Consider the following 20,600-nt stretch of genomic DNA (forward strand, 5'->3'; position numbering starts at 1 on the left):
TCCTCCGCAATGATTCTATATTATCTATCTAATGCATCCTCTTTCTACCAGACTATCAAACAAAGGCGCCTGCACCGGCAACGGCACGTCCCTATAACTGGCCGTCATAATTGCCTGCCCTTTCCCCATTACTTGCAATTCTTTCTCAAATCCGTACAAATCGGCTGAAGCATTCTTAATGGCTTCTTTTCGCTCCGCTTCATTACCGAGTGCCATAGTTATCTCTGTATTTAATTGAGACAAGATACCGTGATCGATGGCAGTTACTTGCTGACTGATAACAGTAAGCCCAATGCCAAATTTCCTTCCTTGGCGAGAGATGTCTCTGAAAATACTGCCGAATCGCAATCTTTCAGGATTAAGAACACTCGGTGCCTCCTCAATCAGCACATTTACATGGGGTAATTCTTCTATCCTAACTACTTCCCCATTTCTGACATACGGCAGTCTTCCCTCATTGAGTGCCTCTATCATGCTTTCCGCAAATGCACGCATTCCAGTCGAACCATTCTCTGGATCAAAACCTAAGGAGATACAGATTTCCCGTTCTAAGGTTTCTGCACTTCGAGCAGACTTAAGAGCTTTTCTTAACATAAATAGAGTCCGTGCCACTACAGTTGTCACGAGAAATTGCTCTAATTCTGTCATAAGTGTTGTATCCACGGTAATAATACGCCCTGACTCAAGGGCACATATGATGTCTGGCAGCACCGACTCGTATTCTTGATCAATCTCCGGATCATAGGATGTGAATATTTGTGTTTGTCCACGACGGAGGAAACTTACTCTCCGCTCTACTGCGCTAATTGTGCCCGGAAGGAATGCAGCTCCTTCCCCGGTGTGTTCGCCAATGTCTCCGGATAACAATCTATTGATCCATCTTTCGCCATGAAAACTATATATTTGATTTGCAAAAGCTGTTTGTTGATCTGTGAATTCCATGATGCTTAACAAATCTTGTGGCCCTATATCTGCTCTAGAAAGTCGAATACGACGTTGTCCTTCTTTACTGATGGTATCTCTTGCCGTTAAATAGTAAAACGGAGCAACCAAGCTATTCCACGAGCCTGATTTGAAGTCATATTTGCTTACGATTTCTTCTATCCCATTTCTTTGACCTGATGGCCAAGTACAAAACTCGTCATGAGGATCGATAGCAAGCAAACTGACCTTACGTCCGTTACCGTCCAACTCAACTTTTTCATTGTACCTAAACATCGATTCAATCAATACCATCAGCAGGTTACTCTTCCCACCTCCTGTTCGCCCAAAAACACCAATGTGGTGCGACAATGCATGAGGTGGCATATATACAGGAACACTTGATAAAGCCTTTTCACCTGCCAGCAAATAGCCGACAAAAATTCCACTCCCTAATTGTGAAGCCAACAATTCTCGTACTACCACCGCATTTTCTTCTGTTACTAAATAAACTTCTGTCAGATGTTCAGGAAGACGACGTGGTCTATGGAAACTCCACTTACCATTTACCTCCTTCTGGGCATAACCCAAAAGCATCCCTTTGAGTTCAATTAACTTCTCATCATTTAGGTCATCAGCAAAATACGAATCATCCATCGTTAATTTGTTTCTCGCCACATCACCCATATCTATGGTTCGGTTCATAACATTGGCATATTGTGTGGCACGGAAGAAATAAAAACGAGCATGGCCCCTTCGTGATGGAATAATAAACAAATCCCCTACAGCCACGTCCTCATTTTTAGCCATTACTTTAAGTTGAGTTGTATCACTCTCCGCGAGCACACCAAATTTATTTCCAAGTTTCCCAAGCAAATCTTCCATTTCACACCCCCTAACTATGCCCTGTAAGCATACTTGCATTGACAAAATTTCTCCGCTTAAGCCCATTTTTCTCAGCTGCATCTATAAATTGTTTTTTTAGCGATAACCTTTCTGCGTCGGTCAGACTCACCATATCGTGGCTTGCCTTAATCGGATATGGATATCCGTACACCCGTTGTTCGTGGGACGCAAAGTCTAAGTCCCTAAAGATTTGGGCTTCTCTCTGTGCCATAACTTCTTTTTTGCTATGCCAAACGTTTTTCTCCCAATATTTTATATCCATATCTAAGCGCATAGGGGGCGTAGTTTTGTGGAATCTAAAGATATATGTGACGGCTCCTACTGGTGGTATCCCTCTTGTTCCTAAGAATTCAGGTCTATATCCATCTTGCTCTAAAGTAGGTATTCGTAGATACCAGTGCTCTTCACTTCCATTTTCTTTGATCATATCTTCAAGTTGGTCCATATGAGGCATACCGTGTGACTTCGATATTGCAAAAAATGCCACCCGCTTTTCTATAGCTAACTGGGTGACATATCGCTTAACTAATTCGAAAAATAAACAACCATGTTGTTTAATTAAGGGTAAGGTTAACGTCGTATCCGCTAGGACATAGGTTGGTTTAACCTCTGAATTAAGTACCCTTAAAATTGTACACATCTCCGCCGCCGTCATAATATTTATTCTTACGTTACTAGCGTCGTGAGCAGGGGGTTTGACAATCCGATGAGTCAACTCTTCTGCAGTTACTCGTTTCGACGTGTTTTGATTACGCAACTCGAGATAATCGGATTTTTGGCAAAGTTCTAATAAGCTCATTCCTACTAGACTAGAAAAGAACTCATCATACTTCTTATTAGCTTTTTTCTGATCTTCGGGTACTAAAAATAATTCAATGATTTCACTATCTTTAGATTCAATTTCTTTGAGACAACCTTCTAACGTAGAAGTGTATAGTCTCATACGAGCAGTAACCAAATATACAAAACTGTCACCATAAGAAACTAACGGAAATTCTCCCGAGCTGTCAGAACCACCAACAGTGAATGGAGTATCGGGGAAAGGACAATGCTTAAAAAAACTTAGGAAATTGGCCATTTGGAGTATTTCGTTTTCATCTGCAGTTGTCTCGGAATTATATGTCTTCATATCCTCGACAATGTTCTGAACCTTACTCCTAAAATCTTGTCTAAAGTTTAAATCAAACCTCATTTTAGTCCTCCGCTTGAATAATTCCTGCTAATTTAGTATTATACGACTGTTTAGTCAATTTTTCCATCATTGTAAATTTTATATTCCCATTATTCTCTTATTCATGCACAAAAACTGGTTATAATTATATAAAAAAAGAGCGGTTCTTCCGCTCTTAAACTCTTAACTATTATAAGATTATTAACTTATAAAATATATTTACTTAATAAGTGATTCATTTATATTTTCTAATAAGGTAAATCTTCAGATTTATCTCACATCCAAAATCTTATGCAGTTGTATTCCCATCCTTAATCGGCGATCTGGATGACTATTAATTAGTTCGTATCCCTTTTGCGCAGACTCTTGCCGACCACTTTCTACCTGGAGAAAAATTCTTCCTTCAGGCAAATATTGTTTAGTTATACAATCTATAGTAAATTCATCATCGACCACATACTTCAGTTCGTCCGCTTGGCAACATAAGGCAAAGTCACTACCAGGTTTCGGCGAGGCAGTAATCCAATCAAGAGCCCAATCAGCAGGTATCGGGTTAGTCCCATTGGTTTCTATCGCGACATATTTACCTAACTTATGCAATTCCTGAACTAGTGGTCCGAGATCGTAAAGCGTCGGTTCCCCACCGGTAATAACGACATGTTGATGCGTTATTTCGGACTCTTCGATGATTTCCTCGACACTCATCCATCGTGCTTTAGATACATCAAAGGAATGCTGAGTATCACACCAACTACAACGCAAATTGCATCCAGCAACCCGAATAAACGTTGATCCTTTACCCATATGAAATCCTTCACCTTGAATACTACTGAATATCTCAACAATGGGATAGAGCGCCTTATTCATAACAAGCTTCGACATAAGAATCTGGAGTCTCCCATAACTTGATTCTATCCACAATAACGCCGCTTGCTTGCAATTTATCTGTCAAAACTTTAAAAATATGGTCTGCCATATTTTCAGCTGTCGTTCTAAACGGCAATACGTCATTCAACACTTTATGGTCCATCTTGTCGATCACTTCAGCCTTCACAATCGCTTTCAGATCAGCAAAGTCGATCACCATACCTTCGTCAGACCCACCGTTACCAAGTATCCCATTATTGCGAGCAACAGATACTTCTAACCTGTAGGTATGCCCGTGCATATTAGCACACTTCCCTTTATGGTCTGGCAAAAAGTGAGCCGCATCAAAAGTGAAACTTTTGGTAGTTTTTATAATTATCTTTGTCATTGAGCAGCCTCTTTCTTTTCTAAGTACTTTTTCAGCCCGGCACTTCGGAGTATACAGGCCGGACATTCGCCACACCCTATACCCATAATTCCATTATAACAGGTTAAGGTATTTTTCTGTACGTACTCCAATCTACCTAATTTATCCGCCAATTCCCAAGTATCGGCCTTATCAATCCACATCAAAGGCGTATCGATGACAAACGTATAGTCCATAGCTAAATCTAATGTCACATTCAACGATTTTATGAAGATATCACGGCAATCCGGATAACCGCTAAAGTCCGTCTCACAAACACCGGTCACAATATGATTTATCCCTTTTTGTTTCGCTACAACAGCCGCAAAGGATAGAAAGAGTAAGTTTCGCCCATCGACAAAGGTATTGGGTGGTTCCCCACCTTCTCCAACTTTTATTTCAAGATCATTCCTGGTTAATGCATTAGGCGCTAACTGGTTAAGCAGACCCATATCTACCACCAAATGAGGTATATCAAACTCTGAAGCAATCTTAATTGCACAATCAATTTCTGCCTTATGCCTTTGGTTATAGTTAAAGGTAATTGCTTCGACTCGATCAAAGTTTTTCATAGCCCAAAATAGGCAAGTAGTGCTATCCTGACCTCCACTGAATACAACTAATGCTGATTTATTCATTGTACCCTCCCCTTCCTACCTATCTAAGTTAGTTATTGCTTCATTATGATATGCATAAGCACTATGGTTATGGATGGACTCAAAGTTTTCGCATTCAATTTCAAACCATGTTACACCGTCAAGAGCTCTCATGGCTAATATCAGGTCGCGTATCACGTCTTCGACAAACTTTGGGTTTTCATAAGCCTTCTCTGTTACGTATTTTTCGTCCTCACGTTTTAATACAGAGTAAATTTGAGAACTGCCTTGGGCTTCCATCAGCTCAACTACATCCTCAAGACACAAAGATTCTTCTGCCCGAGATTGTTGCAACTTCATTCTCATAACACCACGTTGGTTATGTGCCCCAAATCGAGAAATCTCCTTACTGCAGGGGCACAGAGCAGTGAAGGGGACCACTACCCCAAGGGTAAACTCAAAACCATTTTCTTTGCTCAACACACCCGAAAAAGTGCAGTCATAATCAACAACACTTTTGATAAGACTAACTGGTGCTGTCTTTTCGATAAAATATTTAAAGTGAATATCCATATGGGCGCTACTTGCATCCAATCTTTCGAGAACATTTTCCAATAACGACTCCAATTCTTTATTGGAAAATGTCTTCTGACGCCATTCGTTTAGCACTTCAATGAATCGGCTCATATGAGTTCCTTTATTCTCCATTGAAAGGTCAACCGTAAGTTGAATATTTGCTGAGACAGTCTGATAATCCCCATTCTTTGTCTGAATCAGAAATGGCAGGTATATCTCTTTTACACCAACTTTCTGAATTGAGATTCCTCGTTCGTCAGCACAACCTTGTACATCTATCACTATTTTCCCTCCGTATAAAACACTGCTATGTGTTTACTTCTACTCAGAATATTTTTTTGAATTGATTATAAAACACATAGGTATTGTGAAATCCACGTCTACGGTTGCGGTTGTTTCCTCGGAAGATAATAACCTCTATACCAATTTCGCGGCATATCTTGCAGTCGCATTTTTTCCAAGGTTGATCCTCTAATACCCGTCGATAATAGTCGGCATGTTTTTCCCTGCCTTCGCCAATCTTTTCATCATAGGTCAGCACAGCCTCTAACGCGTCATCTAATGTTACATTTCCTCGATCAAATCCCCGCAAAGCTGCCAGGGCATTTACCTCCAGCACCTTGAATTCTTCCTTAGTACCGATACCTGCTTCAATCATTTTCTTGACACGCACCCCATGTCCATCTACAGGGGGAATTCGAATTGCTGCATAGGTTTTTCCATCCATTGCAAAGTAATTGCTGCCAGACCCTAACCAAGCTCGCCTTAAGTGACTGGCTGAATCAAAGGAAGTGACTCCTAGCTTTCTAAATGTCGGAATAGCATCCAAACGAGCCACCCCAAACAAGTGAAATTGTAAATAATCCGGGATAATCGGTACTACTTTATTTAGTATTTCTAAAATTTGCTTGGTTGGGGTTCGGGCCACGCCTCCTAAAGCAATAAACTTATACCCCATATCAATCAATTCGCCGACTGATTCAAGATAAGACTGTGGATCCCACCCTTGGGCTACACCAACGGGTTCAAACGAAAAATTCCCGGTTTGCCATTTCTGGATAAAGTCAGCGGCATTCCTCCGCGTAATATCATAGCGTCGCTTTCTTTCCACCGGATCTTTTGCAAAATCTCCAACTATCAGATGATCAATCGAGACACCCTGTGTGAAACCAAGATCCTCATAATAGTCAAGGATTTCTTCTGTAGTGTACGGTGGTTCTTCGTCTGTGATATAACCAAAGGCGCCACAATCACCCATTATGGGTTTTGAGTTTGGGTAACGGATAAAGTCATGAACACCTACAGCTTGTACCCTTGCTTTCTTTATGTTACTTTCTTCAATCTTTACTTTTGATATCAGAACACCATCATAATTTGGCGTATCGAAAATCTCATGTGAATAAACATCATGAAGATAGGGATTTCGTCCTTCAGTTGACTCATCTTTTATAAAGTTATAAGTTGGGTCAACCCGATCGTCCCATTCAGGAATAAAATAACGCATCGATATACCATAGTTCTTAGCCCGCGGGGCATCTGAAACATAGCTAGTCGGCACCTTTTCTTTTGGAAGTATTTTTTTTTCAGTAGCCACTCCTTTAGCTATCTCTTCAATAGCGAAAAGTGATTCTTGTTCTAGTGGCACCTTACGATATTTGTCTAATATCGAACTAAGCATATCGGGAGAATCTTTAATCTGGCTAATAAGACCAGTACCATTTAGAACCAAATCCTGAGCTAACAACTTGAATAAGTAACCCTTTAAGGCAACTAGGCCATAACTAAAAGATTTAGCATCTTTTTGTCCGACTTCATAGATGAAGTAATTCGGTTCATTAGGTATCAATTTACGACTAGTTCCACTAGCAAAAAAGATGAGTCTTTGATCCCCCGATGTCAGTACGGGCAACTCTAACGCACGTAAATATTTGTCACCTAAGAGAAACAGAATAAGATCATAACCTTTAATAGCCGTAGATAAGGATTCCTTTATTCGTAATGTTTTTGACCAAGCAACAATTTCTTTTGGGCTCATGGTATTAAATGTGACCTCATAGGGGGCGATTCTTCTATTTTCTGAGATCAATCCATAACCGGCCGATACAATGTTAACATCTACAACGTCTGAACCGTATTTATCCCTAAGTATCTTAACCCCTTCCATTAGACGAAGGTGCTGCATACCTGTATACATATCTCCAGCAGTTACCATGTATTCTTCAAGTTGTTTTTCCTTTATGCTTAAATTATCACAAGCTTGAAAATCTGCCTGCAACAACTGGTTTTCAGGCTTAAATTTCTTCTCTCCTGTGCAAGACGTAATTATGAGTGTTTTAAAGTGCACCATGTTTCCTCCTAAATTCGACATCAACCGTTCTCGAGTTTATAATTATATCACATCATTGTTGTGCATAACCACATTATAATTTCTATCGTCTTCCTAGTGGAGAGTATGATTATTGTTTGGTAACCCTTCCCTCCCTTAGAAAGTCTGCATTAACCTTAAATAATTCCATAGGTTAATAGTAACATGATGGCAAGACAATTATTTGTCCATCAAGATACACCCACCCAAACAAGAGTATCTACCCTCAGCAACCGACAGGACCAGCGAACCTTCAGAGAACAATTTCCGCCGATGGAAAACGTGTCTCAACTTTCTTAGGGCTCAATATGCAAAACAAAAGAGCGTTCGTCTGGATGGTAGCCAGTCTTAGCTCAATGTTATGGACTATTCAACGTGGGGTGACAGTAGGAGAATAGCCGCTCATTGTTTTGCAGCACGCCTAAGTCAAGAATATTGCATAAATTCTCCAATTTTAATTTTCATAATTCCCTCTACTAAACAATTGGGCATCCCCTTATTCAAAATGCGATATCAATGCAAAAATATAAGCTGTATTGCGGGAAAGTAACCTAACCTCTTGCCGTAAGTACCTTTCGCCACTTGTCCACCGTTGATAATATGAATAGACTGTGGAAAAGTCCTTTTTAGTGATTTTTCTCGGTTGTGACATTTTGGTCGATGGACAATGTGTTTTTGCATTGTCAACGTAAATATTGTCTTTGTCTGTATATACACTAAACCATAGACGTATTTTATTATTACTTGGTACTGTGGCAATTTCAAACGGTGAAGATAAACCAGCAACTATTTTCCCCCACACACTTTCAACATTCATTCTTTAAAACCTTCTTTCAACAGAATATAATTACCAATCAAAACGAAGAACAAATCTGGGTGTGACCACGTCTTGTAAAGATTTATCTTGTGTTGACCTCTACTACTAATTTTTGAATATGCTTTATTTGATCTTCGTTCGCCCGGGCCCCTTTCAAGATTCTACAGATTTCACTAGATAAGGAATTATCTAAAAATTCGAATTCCTCTTCCTATAATACTCCTCCAACCTCTCCTCACACCGCCCGACAATCCACGCTTTCTCTTCCCCCGACAGTCTCTTCCACACAGGCCTATTAAATTCAACATACTCAATATCCCTACAACGACTCATAAACCGCATATCATCAATGGTTGCAAAGGAAGTCCTGACCTGGTGGTGGAGATTACTTCACCCTCTACTTTTCAAAAGGACCTGAAGGAGAAATTCAATCTGTACGAAAGAGTAGGCGTACATGAATACTGGATCGTTTACCCAGAAGAGAATACAATCTGTGTATTTCATCTTACACATGAGGGTAAATACGGCAGACCAGAAGTGTACACCGAGCAAGATTCAATTAATGTTGGCATTTTTGCAGATTTTACTATAGAACTTCCAGAAGTCTTTGCCTAGATGCCCTTTTCAAAGGGAGAATTGGGAAATGCGAAGAACCATTCCAGCCATGGGGGACACAAAAAAACCACGCATATTAGTGTGGTTTTTTTGTGTTGTTTTGATGAGCCAAGACATAGTCAGTAAGGCGATATGGTCAGCCCTGAAAGAAGCACCGCCTAGCTGCAGTTTAAATTCGGATTCCGAATTTGAGGAGGTAAGCTGTTCGGCTCTTTACTCTAAGATCGTATAGACAACTTCAACTAAGTCAGCCATCTCTTCAATACGCAAGACATTATCTAATCTTATTGATTAATTCTACATCAAATTACGGCAAATTTTAACCTTTTGAATCTGCCAATTTGAAATATATCTCTCTGACCTTAGCCGGATTACAAATCGAATTTTCGTTATCACCCATTTAGATGAAGCAATGGCTCTCATTCAAAGACGGGTTAGTCTCTCAATAGCCTTCGGGCTCTATCGTCCAAAAGTGTTTCACTGACTTTCCCGACCAATACTTCATCTAATATTTTATTTATGTCTTCTTGTTGGAGCGGTTTAAACAGTATCTCAAGCGGTGAAGCTGCCATAAAAGCATGTTGCATTTGCTTATCGGATGCCGTTACAAAAACAATGTGACACTCTGTGTTGTCGTATCGAATCCTTAAAGCGGTCTGAAGTCCAGTCAGCTTTTTCATAAAATTGTCCAGAAAGAAAAGATCGAAAAAATCTTTATTCTCCTCAAATTTTTCAATAATTTCTTCTCCGCTATCGAATTCATAAAGATTAAAGCGCACTCCATTTTGTTCCTCATACTCATGAATCAGTAAATTTAGAAGTTTCCGTTGGATGGGTCTGTCGTCACATATAGCAATATTAAGCATTATATCCACTCCTCTCTAAAATCAATTAATTTTGTCTATCAAACCGCTATTTGAGAAATATTAATATACATACATTTCCATATTGTTGTATGACAACAATATTATACCTTATAATTGCGTATTATTGCAATTTCGTTTTAGATAAAATGGTATAAACTATTGTTTTATCTAAAAATGGAGGAATCATAATGCCCCCCAGCAAAAGCAAGTCGTACACAGCAGAAGAAAAACAATTTCTAAGAAACATCGGGTTCAAAATCCAATTTTTTCGAAAACAACAAGGTCTCAGTCAAAATGAGCTTGCCGAAAAATCAGATTTAAGTTATACCACCATTAGCCACCTCGAAAGCACAGCTGTCTATGGGGTATCTATCATTTCCATATTTAGGATAGCGCAAGCTCTTGACGTTGATCCAAGCCAGCTTCTAACGTTCAAATAAGCGGTAAGTGTTCATTGAGGTGTATTTTGCAGATTCCAAAGTTTGATGTTTTTATTGCATCTTACTCTGCATAAATCATAGCACTTAACTAGACATTTCTATGTAGATCAGAGCAATAAAAGGAGCGACGCCAATTTGGATGAGGGGGCTATTTATTTTATATTTATGTAAATTAATGAAGAAAAAGTAAGTCTTAATAAACCGGTGCATTGACAAATAAAACCCCAGCAATCATCCTGCCGGGGTTTTACGTCATCCTATTCAATGCTTATGTTGCGGCAGTAATCTGGCAGCTTTTGCGACCAGGGCAAAAAGTCATCAATGAGCGATGGATCGGTTTTAAAATCGATCCATCGCTCATTGATGAAGATACGGACTAGATACATTTAAACATTGAGTTTATTCGTAAGCGGTGGAACAAATAGCATAGTACTAAAATTCGTCCCGATTTTCAGCTATTGAAAACGAATTTAACTTTATTATAAAAATCCTTCACTTGCAACATCCTTAATGTATTTATACTGTTTACGGATCAACCTCTTGAACTGGGCATGTGGGGTCAAGAAGGAACAACTACCTCAATTGTTTGCTCAACTTCCAATTCCACCGGATTAGCTATTTCTATTCTCGAATAGATCTCTATATCCTGATTTACAGCCTCAAAAGATATTACCAAGGAATAAGGCACCGCAGCCTCGATATCTTTAGCCCAACCCGCATGGCCAATGACAGCAAGACAAAATCCTTCTGCTAGTTCATGGGATTTAATAGTCACCCAGTCTTTCTGAACCGTTCCGTGGTTACGGCTCACCCCTTTGATTCCCCAATCGCTCCTTTCGCGAATTGCCCACTGGATTGCACCTGAACTGGTCGATGGCGCAGAGTCATTTTCGGTATCTGCATGCTCATTATTATTTGCAAGTTCGATCATTCTCCCAGCAAATATCTCACTGGGTTCATTTAGTTTGCTACTCTGCCATTCCAGCCAAGTGGACAAGTACCTTTGTCTGGTCCTTCTCGTTCGCCGAGGCTGAGCCTTGTAAGATAGTGTCACTTCTACCCGAATATCATAAGCATCCGCCGGACTGCGCAAGTCTTCGGGGATTTTTACTTCATAAACATGTACTTGTCCCGCCCGAATAAAGACCTCACCCGTCGTAACGAGAGTAATCCGGTACTTAGAGTTACTTATTGCCCTATTTAAGTCCGGTATGCCATACCCAATATGTTTAATAACCTGAGCTTTATCAGGATAAGAGCTTGTCCAAGCTGGCCAGCGAGCCGATTGGATTAACAGTGCTCGATAGAGAAGTGCCGGTTCTTGCGGTAGAATTGACTGGATAGCTGCCACAATGTTTGAAATCTTTGGAGCAGCAAACGATGTTCCCACATTATCATTCCCAACTAAGGACCCACCGTGTAGTGTAGAACGAATAAGCTGAGGAGAATTTTCTGTAGAAATTTTAATATTTGGAGGATGTCCTGTATCATAAACGAAATCACCGCCATACTCAACAACCTCTGGTTTTATAACATCCCAGATGCCCAGTCCAGAACGAGAAAATGACGATGGTTCGGAAAACCCAGCAAAGGATTTTTCAATCCCAGAAACGGAGTTTATAGCGATTGATCCGACCGTAACAGCTTGGAGACTCTGTCCAGGATTAGCAATTCGTGCCCATGGCAGAAATAAATAATTTGGATATCTTCGGCCACTGACAATATATTCTCTTATCCCAGGTTTACTTACGTCTCCGTATTTCGAGATATTACCAGCAGAAACGATAAACAGCAGGTCGCTTTCCCAAGTTAGTTGATCTATTGATGCTGCCCAAGCACTCATATGTACCAATCGGCAAGGACTTGTGGCATTGATAGAATGGTTAAAGACCTTTGTATGAGCCGATCCTTTATGAAAATGTTCGATAATTTCTTGCAAAACCCGAGGTGGAAAAAGCGTCTCGGGCATTTTGTTGTCCTGATTGAGAACTCGTGCGTTTTGTAACCAGCATATTGGTTTATATGTAGAACTATAAGGGATATCCCTGGGATACAACACCGCCCCGGCCACCCGCGTTCCATGTCCACCCTGATGAACATAGTCGGCAACATCTGTCTCCGTGTTAATCCAGCTTTTCGAATCATGTTGCTCGATGGCATCTTTAAGTAAAGGGTGTCGCTCTTGTATCCCACTATCAATGACACATACTCTTGGCGCATCTGTATCAGGAGGTTCTAACTTTAGTGGCTCTAAAACTTCCTCTGAAGTGGCGGCTAACTCGCTATATGCAAATTCAAGTTCATCAACCTCTGCCACATCAAATAGGTAAGGGAAATTTAGAACAAAATCCCGCAATCCCTTCCCATTCAGACGGAGCCTGCAAGTAAAACTATCCGGAAGTTGGCTGGCTGAATCTTTTGTTCCTTCTATCATTGATGAAAGTATTTCACCATCATAGACTTCAACTAATCTCGTTAGAGCCGAGAATCTTTCATCGGATAAATCGTCCCATTGTTCGTAGATTTCATCGCGTTTTCTCTGCCATCTGCCAACAGCATCATTGTAGCGGTCCTCTGTTGCATATCCTTCCCTTCGTTTTATCGGATGTATGGGAATTTGGAGAATTCCTAAACAGGCTATCCCTACATCAATTACAAACTGGTCATCATCTCGGATGCTCGGCCAAGCGGTTAACAACTCTGGCGATAGAATATGCTCCATTCTCCATGCTTTACCACTGACAATTTCCCATAAAGCAGCTACATTATCTTGTCCACTATTAGCAAACAGTTCGATTTTTGTAGCCAAATCACTTAACGAAGTACTCGCAGAAGCCCCAATAATATAGCCGCCCTCAAGTTCGCCAATAATTTCAATGCCAAAGACCTTTAAACTCTCAATCAGTTCAGAACTAGGATCGATACGCAGGAATATTGGAATAGCCTCCGGCATCTCCGGATAACCCTCGTCACGTCGGCTTACAACGGTTTCATCCCATTCATTACGTAACGAGCCAACGGAAGTACGCAAAGTTTGGGCATGTATTCCCCTGTTCATTTTGTTTGCAGCTGTAATTGGATTAACTTTCCTAGGACTGGAAGGACGTTTCTTTTTCGAGGCATCTCTAACAAGTTTGAGATAAATATGTGGAAAGGGATTAACATTACTCACTAATACGCCCCCCGCTCTCCATCAGGGCTTCGATGAGAATTCTTTCTGTTACTGTCTCTTGGCCTTCGAGAACAACCCTTTTGAGAGCGTCTCGGCAACCGCGAACAATTTCCGCTGCCGAATAATCACGACCAGTATCTAAAACCTTGTTCCAATCATTAATCTCGAAATGAGCAACGGCCAACGTTGTTTTGATTAGTTTTTCGATCTCGTTTCTACCTGGTTTCGGTACTTCCAGTATTTCATCAAATCGACGCCAGATCGCCGGATCAAGTTCCGAATCTAGATTAGTGGCACAAACAATCAAGCCTGGAGCATCGTAATCATCCAATAGTTGTAAAAAGCTATTGACAATTCGTTTGATCTCGCCAACCTCTTGAGTTGCCATACGAGATTTGGCAATCGAATCACATTCATCAATAAACAAGAGGCATGGAGACTGACCTGCTGTCTCAAAGATTAAACGCAGGTTAGCCGCAGTTTCTCCTAAATAGGAAGATACCATGGAATCAAACCGAACCTTAATAAATTCTAATCCTGTGTTCCAAGCTAAGCGTTGTGCACCTAAGGTTTTTCCACATCCTGGTAGACCATAGAGCAATATTTTTTTGCGCGGCAAAAGTCCAAAAAGAGCCAGTCTTTCCCGGGCTGCATATTCTCTTTCAATGCGTAGAAAACGTTCTTCAACAGCTTGTGGAAGAATCATTAGATGTTCTAAACGATCATTCTGCACATGGGTAATTAATGGTAACTCATATCGTCTACTTCTAGGCAAAACACTTAATCCAGATGGCTTCCCTTCGGTCAGAGGTACTGTGTTATGGCTAGACGAAGCCTTTTCTTTTAATAGATTGCTCAATTCTTTGGCCAATTCACCGTGACCTTTTTTGAATTCATCCTCAACAATTACCTTGGCCATCTTTTGTAGTTCCTCTGGCTTACCGTCGGAAATTGCTCTAAACAGCCTCTTCATTAATACGGCGTTCATCTTTACACCTCCCTTTGCCTATGAATCGACTAATCAAGATTTTTAGTTTCATCAATAAAGAAACCTCTTCATTTATTATACAATAATTTCTTCATAAGAGATTCATCTACATACCTCTTATTTCATTATTTTTTGTTAATTCTGCACAAACTACCTTCCTCTTTCTTACTTTTTACCAGCCGCCCCAATCTACTCCTTTTAATATTCAGAATTTCACTTTATTCAAGCTACATGTTGGATGGTCTTCCCATCTATTCTCATTTTCTTAGCACGGGCTCTCTGCATGATACTTTCTATCGCATAGCTTACCTCTGTGCAAATCATAACACTCAGCATTACTAATAAAAGGAGGAAGCCCTTCCTAGGTTGACTATTTACTGATCTGCAAATTTCCAAAGCTTTGTCACCAGTGTAGGACCTTCATTCTCTGAATTACGCTATTTGCTCTTTAGAATTTTTTGCCGATATTATAGCCGACATCAGTAGTTGAGGAACCAAACACATAATAAAAATGATGACTAAGGCTTTAGGAACATTCTCAAACCCACCATAGCTGCCATTCACTCCGTGGTTGTATATGTAACAATTAATTTGGGTACCTACCACTAATAGAAAAAGTCCAACAAAGCTCGTTACCGTCGACACCAGACCAATTTTAACACTTCTGCTGATTCGATATAAGACAAGAAAGCTGATGACATTCGCAACAACCAAGAGCAGAACAAACCTAATACGAGGGGATACTTCGGCTAAGTAAATAGCTGTCAGGATAAACCCTTGACACCAAACTACGGCTTTACTTATCTTCCTTGGAGCAAAAATAGCTGCAAGTGAAACTATGATCACAAACACTCCGACTAAGTAAATTAGTTCTCCTAGCAGTGGAATATACACCCCAAGCACCATTTGGTCTCCCACGCCAATAATTCGTAATAGACTGTAACCCATATCCGCTGTCCCTAAAATACCTAGAACTAAAAGTATTCCTAAAACCAAGCCAATAAGCCTAGGTCTATGAGCACGGTCTAGCTGCTCCCCGACAACGATAGGATCGCCCATCTCGGCAATTGCCTTGTCTGTTGCCTCTTCTTCGTTAAATCCATCAATTACAAAGGCGTTCCTTTGATCAATAATGTGGTTATTAATTTCCTCTAAAACAGAAGACTGCACCTTTTTCCAACGTATCTGTTGGCGCACAGCTTCCAAATATTCGTTAATTTTAGTAGGCTGTTGCAAAACTTGCACCTCCTAAAAGATCATTTACAGCAGTGGTATATATCTTCCATTCTTCCTTTTTCTCTTGCAAATGCTTACGACCTGTTTTTGTAATACTGTAGTATTTTCGAACCCTCGTATTATCAGCCGTCTCTTCATAAGAAGTGAGCATCTTTTTCTGTTCTAAAATGTGGAGTAGTGGATATAAAGTTCCTGCTTTCAACTCAAACGTATTGTTTGACTTTTTTCTGAGTTCTTCAATCATCTGGTAACCGTACATATTCGTTTCGTCAAGTAGCTTTAAGATAAGCATGGTAGTGCTTCCAGTTAAAAGGCTTTTATCAATCATCTTCTTGCCTCCATATATAGATGTTCTATATATCTATAATATATAGAACATCTATATATGTCAATACAAAAAATACAGGAACGTTTGAAACATTCCTGTACAATAATCCCCTGTCGTCTAGAAGTTTCAACTATTGAGATACTGTTAGTCTTACCGCTTTATCCCACAACACTAAGCCACAAATCTACATCTTTTGAATAATCCGGAGCGAAATGAGCTACTATTCCGGACCACGAGAGCCACAATTCCGGAATTTCAGAGCACACCTTCTGGCCTGAGAGCCATTTGACGATACTTCCTATTAAAATGTAGATATACACTCAGGACGGGTGTAAATACATTTCATAGGAGGTCAAAATGACCAATTATCGAGAGATTCTTCGGCTAATTAGCCTAGGAATCAGTCAACGAAGCACCGCAGTGAGCTGCGAGTGTTCACGCAACACTGTCGCCAGTGTAGTGAAAAAGTCTGATGAGTTCAATGTTGTCTGGCCGTTGAACCCGGAAATGACGAATGGCGAGTTGCACAAGCTTTTTTACCCCGAATCATCCTTACCTTTAACCCGAAAGCGCCCGGATCATGAGTACATTTATAAAGAAATGGCGAAAAGCGGAGTAACTCTCAGTCTACTTTGGAATGAATACTGTGAATCCTGCAGACTCAGTAATGAAATTCCACTCATGTATTCTCAGTTTTGCTATCATTACCAACAATATGTAACGAAAACCAAAGCAACCATGCATATCGGACGGAAGCCTGGTGAGCAAATGGAGGTTGACTGGGCAGGCCAAACGGCAACTATTATCGATACGGATACAGGCGCGAGCATTGATGCTTCTGTTTTTGTAACTGTCCTATCTTACAGTCAATACGCTTATGTGGAAGCCTTTCTGAACCAGAACCAAGAATCTTGGATTACTGCTCATATCAATGCGTATAAATACTTTGGAGGCGCTACTCGTATCCTAGTGCCGGATAATCTAAAGACCGGTGTGGAACGACCATCTTGGTATACGCCAGTCATCAACAAGTCCTATCATGAAATGGCAGAACACTACGGGACCGCTGTCATTCCGGCACGGGTGAGAAGGCCGAAAGATAAGGCCAGTGTCGAAGGGGCGGTTGGCATCATATCCACATGGATTCTTGCCGCGCTCCGTCGCCAACAATTCTTTTCTTTGCCAGAACTTAACATGGCGATTCGAGAAAAGCTTGAGGTATTTAACACTAAACCCTTTCAGAAAAGACCGGGGAGCCGTCAGAGTGTATTTCGAGACGAAGAGAAAGCACTATTACTGCCACTTGCTGCACCGTATGAATTGGCTGTTTGGAAGGTGGCAACGGTCCAATTCAACTATCATATTTCAGTGGATAAAATGCACTACAGCGTTCCATATGAATATATCAAACACAAGGTCGATGTGCGGATAACACGTAATGTGGTTGAAGTGTTCTTCAATAATCATCGGATTTGCTCCCACTCTCGATTGCATGGTCGTCCTGGACAATACAGTACGGTTGTTGAGCATATGCCGGAAGATCATCAAAAGTACACTGCATGGAATGCCGAACGCTACGTATCCTGGGCTAAAAACATCGGAGAATATACCACTGTGGTTGTGAAAGCGATCTTATCCTCTCATCGTATAGAACAACAAGGGTATAAAAGCTGTATGGGCTTACTTAAGCTAGCAGACAAATACTCGGTTAGTCGGTTAGAAGCAGCCTGTAAAAAGGCACTCTCCTACACGCCAAACCCTAACTACAAAAGTATTCAAACCATCATTCAAACGGGCCAAGATAAAATCGTTAAAGAAGAGCCAGTTAACCCTGAAAACTCCACAAGCTTCGGCTTTACCCGAGGCGCAGACTATTATGGGAGGAATTCATAATGGTTAACGAAACAACGATCAGCAAACTCAATGAAATGCGGCTCCCATCAATGGCAGAATCATTTCGGCAACAAATACAAGATCAATCCTTTAACGAATTATGTTTCGAGGAACGATTTGGCCTCATGGTTGATACGGAATGGGCAAGGCGAAAAAACAATAAACTCTCTCGGCTTATCCGCAAAGCAGATTTTCACTTTAGTCAAGCGTGCATTGAGGATATTGAGTATCATGCCGATAGAAAACTGGACAAGACTCAAATTACCCGGTTATCTACATGCACTTACATCCAAGAAAAGCACAACATCATTATCCTCGGTGCATCGGGTGCAGGAAAGACGTACCTCGGCTGTGCCTTTGGCATTGCAGCCAACCGCAACTTCTATACAGTGAAGTACATTCGCCTACCTGATTTGCTGAATGAGCTAGCTGTGGCACGAGGAGAAGGCATCTACAAGAAGGTCATGAAACAATACAAACAAGTCAGCCTGCTCATCTTGGATGAATGGTTGCTTGTCCCGCTGACTGACAGTGAAGCACGCGATCTTCTGGAAATCGTTGAAGCGAGGCACAAAAAAGGTTCCACCATTTTCAGTTCTCAATTTTCCCCCGCCGGTTGGCATGGTAAAATTGGAGAAGGTACTTTAGCCGATGCCATCCTTGATAGAATTGTCCATGATTCCTATACAATCTTAATTGATGGTGAAGATTCCATGCGCAAACGCAAAGGAATACAAGAATAGCAAGACACTTACCATCACTGACCGTAGAGAGCTGTGGATAGTGCCGCATTGTGGACAACCCTACGCTTAGTCGCTTCAGGTTGACCACAATGCTTGGACAAGCACTTTGGGGTCATTCTTAAAAGAGCTTGTCCACACTCTCCACAGCCCCGGCGGCAAGCACAAGATTGTTATTGATAATACGTATAAAACGGGGATGGCTCGCTATCCGGAGGGGTTGCTCTCTTTTTACAGAGACATGGCTCAGTGACAACCGGAATGATGGCCCTCAAAGACCGTAATATTCAGTGAACTAATGGTAATTGATTTTTCAACCCTTGCTCAACAAAGCAAAAGCTATGATGATTACGTTAATAAAATGGAAAACGAAGATGCGGACGGTTTATTCTATCTAGGAATTTGTATTTATGGAGCAAAGGAAGCGGTTAATAAAGTCACAGGAAATATTTCTACTCTAAAATAAATTTGTAAGTTGAGGTAAATGTGTGAACAGTAAAATTAAAATAATATATGTTATGATAATTTGGGGTAGCATAGGTGTTTTTGCTCGGAATATTCCTGTTTCCCCGATACTACTTGCTTTTAGCAGGGCGATTATTGCACTACCAGTTGTTTACTTTTTTATTAGGAAGAATAAGCAACAATTATTTTCGTTTATCAAGAAAAAAAGTGCAAGGCCTGTAATGCTAAGTGGAATGTTGATAGGACTTGCATGGGTAGCACTTTTTATGGCTTTCCGCTTTACAAGTGTAGCCAATGCAACATTGGCATATAATATGTGCCCCATTTATGTGTTGATTTTAGCCCCATTACTATTAAAGGAAAAACTCTCATCTAAACAAGTTTTAAGTGTTGTAATTGCATTTTGTGGATTGATTTTGATTGTGGCAACATCGCTAAATATACAAGAAGCTAATTTAATGGGCATATTACTAGGCGCAGTGTCTGGAATGTTTTACGCTATTATCGTGCTTATTAACCGTAAGTTTGGGTCTCATATTCCTACTGAATCAGCTACATTTATACAACTAATGATGTCAGCAGTAATTTTAGCCCCCCTAGTTCTATTTGAAAGTCCAATTCAACAGTGGTCTTCATTAGATATACATGGAATTGTTATGTTGTGTATTTTAGGGATTGTACATACGGGGTTAGCGTATCAAATGTATTTTTCAAGTTATAAGGAGCTATCATCAGCAACCGTAGCACTATACAGCTACTTAGACCCTGTATTTGCTATAATATTCGGAGTAGCTATTTTAGGGGAACCATTTGGAATGTATCAAATAATTGGAGGAGCACTTATATTGGGATCAACACTGATTTCATACAAACATAAAAATTTAGTTATAGTAATAAATAATATTCCAGGAGGTAAAAACAATGAATATTAACAATGTTAAGCCTTTTATTATCAATCCTTTTGAACTAAAAGCTATCTCTGCAACTGAAAAATTAGTTATTAAGGACACTCTAGATGACCGAAGCGGGACTACCGAGGTGTCCGGTTCAAGAAAAGCTTTCGAACTTATACTTGATTCTTCCCATTGGCAGGATCTCTCTCCTCTGACTCAATTGGAGGGATTGTCAGCTGATGAATGCGCACAAATCCATATAGCTTTTAGTGAAGCGATTTCAAGCGGGCTACAATCTTATGACGATACGACAGGCAGAAGATATTAAAGAAATTATGT

21 protein-coding genes are annotated in these 20,600 nt (G+C 40.4%); 8 read left to right on the forward strand and 13 right to left on the reverse strand.

Annotated features, from left to right (window positions below; translation table 11 throughout):
- Window positions 1–24: 24 nt before the first annotated feature.
- The 8 genes from E4K67_RS15135 to E4K67_RS15170 form a co-directional block, all read right to left on the reverse strand.
- A complete protein-coding gene (locus tag E4K67_RS15135; protein ID WP_135548154.1) occupies window positions 25–1,806 on the reverse strand; it encodes an ATP-binding protein in 1,782 nt (593 codons plus the stop codon).
- 10 nt (window positions 1,807–1,816) lie between these two features.
- Entirely contained in the window at window positions 1,817–3,019 is a 1,203-nt protein-coding gene (locus tag E4K67_RS15140) for a hypothetical protein (RefSeq protein ID WP_135548156.1), read from the reverse strand.
- Between the two features lie 249 nt (window positions 3,020–3,268).
- A complete protein-coding gene (locus E4K67_RS15145; RefSeq protein WP_243454484.1) occupies window positions 3,269–3,880 on the reverse strand; it encodes a 7-carboxy-7-deazaguanine synthase QueE in 612 nt (203 codons plus the stop codon).
- Window positions 3,858–4,253: a 6-carboxytetrahydropterin synthase QueD gene (gene queD / locus E4K67_RS15150; RefSeq protein WP_199242553.1), complete on the reverse strand. Its 396-nt coding sequence runs from the start codon at window positions 4,251–4,253 to the stop codon at window positions 3,858–3,860. Before queD ends, E4K67_RS15145 begins: the two co-directional genes overlap by 23 nt.
- Window positions 4,250–4,909 (reverse strand): 7-cyano-7-deazaguanine synthase QueC, encoded by a 660-nt coding sequence (gene queC / locus E4K67_RS15155; protein WP_135548158.1) that lies wholly within the window; start codon window positions 4,907–4,909, stop codon window positions 4,250–4,252. Before queC ends, queD begins: the two co-directional genes overlap by 4 nt.
- Window positions 4,910–4,924: 15 nt before the next feature.
- Window positions 4,925–5,725, reverse strand: a complete 801-nt coding sequence (gene folE2, locus E4K67_RS15160; protein WP_135548160.1) for a GTP cyclohydrolase FolE2 — start codon at window positions 5,723–5,725, stop codon at window positions 4,925–4,927.
- Between the two features lie 43 nt (window positions 5,726–5,768).
- The gene (dpdA, locus tag E4K67_RS15165) at window positions 5,769–7,790 is read right to left on the reverse strand and encodes a tRNA-guanine transglycosylase DpdA (RefSeq protein ID WP_199242554.1); all 2,022 of its coding nucleotides are present in this window, start codon (window positions 7,788–7,790) and stop codon (window positions 5,769–5,771) included.
- Between the two features lie 514 nt (window positions 7,791–8,304).
- Window positions 8,305–8,625 carry a hypothetical protein gene (locus tag E4K67_RS15170; protein WP_135548161.1) on the reverse strand — a complete coding sequence of 107 codons (321 nt, stop codon included), beginning with the start codon at window positions 8,623–8,625 and terminating at the stop codon, window positions 8,305–8,307.
- Between the two features lie 375 nt (window positions 8,626–9,000).
- On the opposite strand from E4K67_RS15170, the gene E4K67_RS15175 reads away from it, so the two are divergent.
- A complete protein-coding gene (locus tag E4K67_RS15175; protein WP_243454485.1) occupies window positions 9,001–9,240 on the forward strand; it encodes a Uma2 family endonuclease in 240 nt (79 codons plus the stop codon).
- Between the two features lie 28 nt (window positions 9,241–9,268).
- Window positions 9,269–9,472, forward strand: a complete 204-nt coding sequence (locus E4K67_RS15180; RefSeq protein WP_135548163.1) for a hypothetical protein — start codon at window positions 9,269–9,271, stop codon at window positions 9,470–9,472.
- 202 nt (window positions 9,473–9,674) lie between these two features.
- On the opposite strand, the gene E4K67_RS15185 is transcribed toward E4K67_RS15180, so the two are convergent.
- A complete protein-coding gene (locus tag E4K67_RS15185) occupies window positions 9,675–10,106 on the reverse strand; it encodes a response regulator (RefSeq protein WP_135548165.1) in 432 nt (143 codons plus the stop codon).
- Between the two features lie 188 nt (window positions 10,107–10,294).
- Here E4K67_RS15185 and E4K67_RS15190 point away from each other — a divergent pair, with 188 nt between their 5' ends.
- On the forward strand, window positions 10,295–10,546 hold the full coding sequence (locus E4K67_RS15190) for a helix-turn-helix domain-containing protein (RefSeq protein WP_135548167.1): 252 nt from the start codon (window positions 10,295–10,297) through the stop codon (window positions 10,544–10,546).
- A gap of 559 nt (window positions 10,547–11,105) precedes the next feature.
- Here the strand turns inward: E4K67_RS15190 and E4K67_RS15195 are convergent.
- From E4K67_RS15195 to E4K67_RS15210, 4 genes are all read right to left on the reverse strand, one after another.
- The gene (locus E4K67_RS15195) at window positions 11,106–13,718 is read right to left on the reverse strand and encodes a S8 family peptidase (protein ID WP_199242555.1); all 2,613 of its coding nucleotides are present in this window, start codon (window positions 13,716–13,718) and stop codon (window positions 11,106–11,108) included.
- Window positions 13,711–14,706, reverse strand: coding sequence for an AAA family ATPase (locus E4K67_RS15200; RefSeq protein WP_135548169.1), 996 nt, complete (start codon window positions 14,704–14,706; stop codon window positions 13,711–13,713). Before E4K67_RS15200 ends, E4K67_RS15195 begins: the two co-directional genes overlap by 8 nt.
- A 432-nt stretch (window positions 14,707–15,138) precedes the next feature.
- The gene (locus tag E4K67_RS15205) at window positions 15,139–15,942 is read right to left on the reverse strand and encodes a permease prefix domain 1-containing protein (protein ID WP_135548171.1); all 804 of its coding nucleotides are present in this window, start codon (window positions 15,940–15,942) and stop codon (window positions 15,139–15,141) included.
- Window positions 15,926–16,270: a PadR family transcriptional regulator gene (locus E4K67_RS15210; protein WP_135548173.1), complete on the reverse strand. Its 345-nt coding sequence runs from the start codon at window positions 16,268–16,270 to the stop codon at window positions 15,926–15,928. The genes E4K67_RS15205 and E4K67_RS15210 overlap by 17 nt, the downstream gene beginning before the upstream one ends.
- 357 nt (window positions 16,271–16,627) lie before the next feature.
- Here E4K67_RS15210 and istA point away from each other — a divergent pair, with 357 nt between their 5' ends.
- From istA to E4K67_RS15235, 5 genes are all read left to right on the forward strand, one after another.
- The gene (gene istA / locus E4K67_RS15215; protein WP_135548175.1) at window positions 16,628–18,163 is read left to right on the forward strand and encodes an IS21 family transposase; all 1,536 of its coding nucleotides are present in this window, start codon (window positions 16,628–16,630) and stop codon (window positions 18,161–18,163) included.
- Window positions 18,163–18,906: an IS21-like element helper ATPase IstB gene (gene istB, locus E4K67_RS15220; RefSeq protein ID WP_135548177.1), complete on the forward strand. Its 744-nt coding sequence runs from the start codon at window positions 18,163–18,165 to the stop codon at window positions 18,904–18,906. Before istA ends, istB begins: the two co-directional genes overlap by 1 nt.
- A gap of 295 nt (window positions 18,907–19,201) precedes the next feature.
- Window positions 19,202–19,369, forward strand: a complete 168-nt coding sequence (locus tag E4K67_RS31550) for a DUF2000 family protein (protein ID WP_135548179.1) — start codon at window positions 19,202–19,204, stop codon at window positions 19,367–19,369.
- A 22-nt stretch (window positions 19,370–19,391) separates the two neighbouring features.
- Window positions 19,392–20,300 (forward strand): DMT family transporter, encoded by a 909-nt coding sequence (locus E4K67_RS15230; protein WP_135548181.1) that lies wholly within the window; start codon window positions 19,392–19,394, stop codon window positions 20,298–20,300.
- Window positions 20,290–20,589, forward strand: a complete 300-nt coding sequence (locus E4K67_RS15235) for a hypothetical protein (RefSeq protein WP_135548183.1) — start codon at window positions 20,290–20,292, stop codon at window positions 20,587–20,589. The genes E4K67_RS15230 and E4K67_RS15235 overlap by 11 nt, the downstream gene beginning before the upstream one ends.
- Window positions 20,590–20,600 lie beyond the last annotated feature (11 nt).

It is taken from the genome of Desulfosporosinus fructosivorans (assembly GCF_004766045.1).
Classification (GTDB): Bacteria; Bacillota; Desulfitobacteriia; order Desulfitobacteriales; family Desulfitobacteriaceae; genus Desulfosporosinus; species Desulfosporosinus fructosivorans.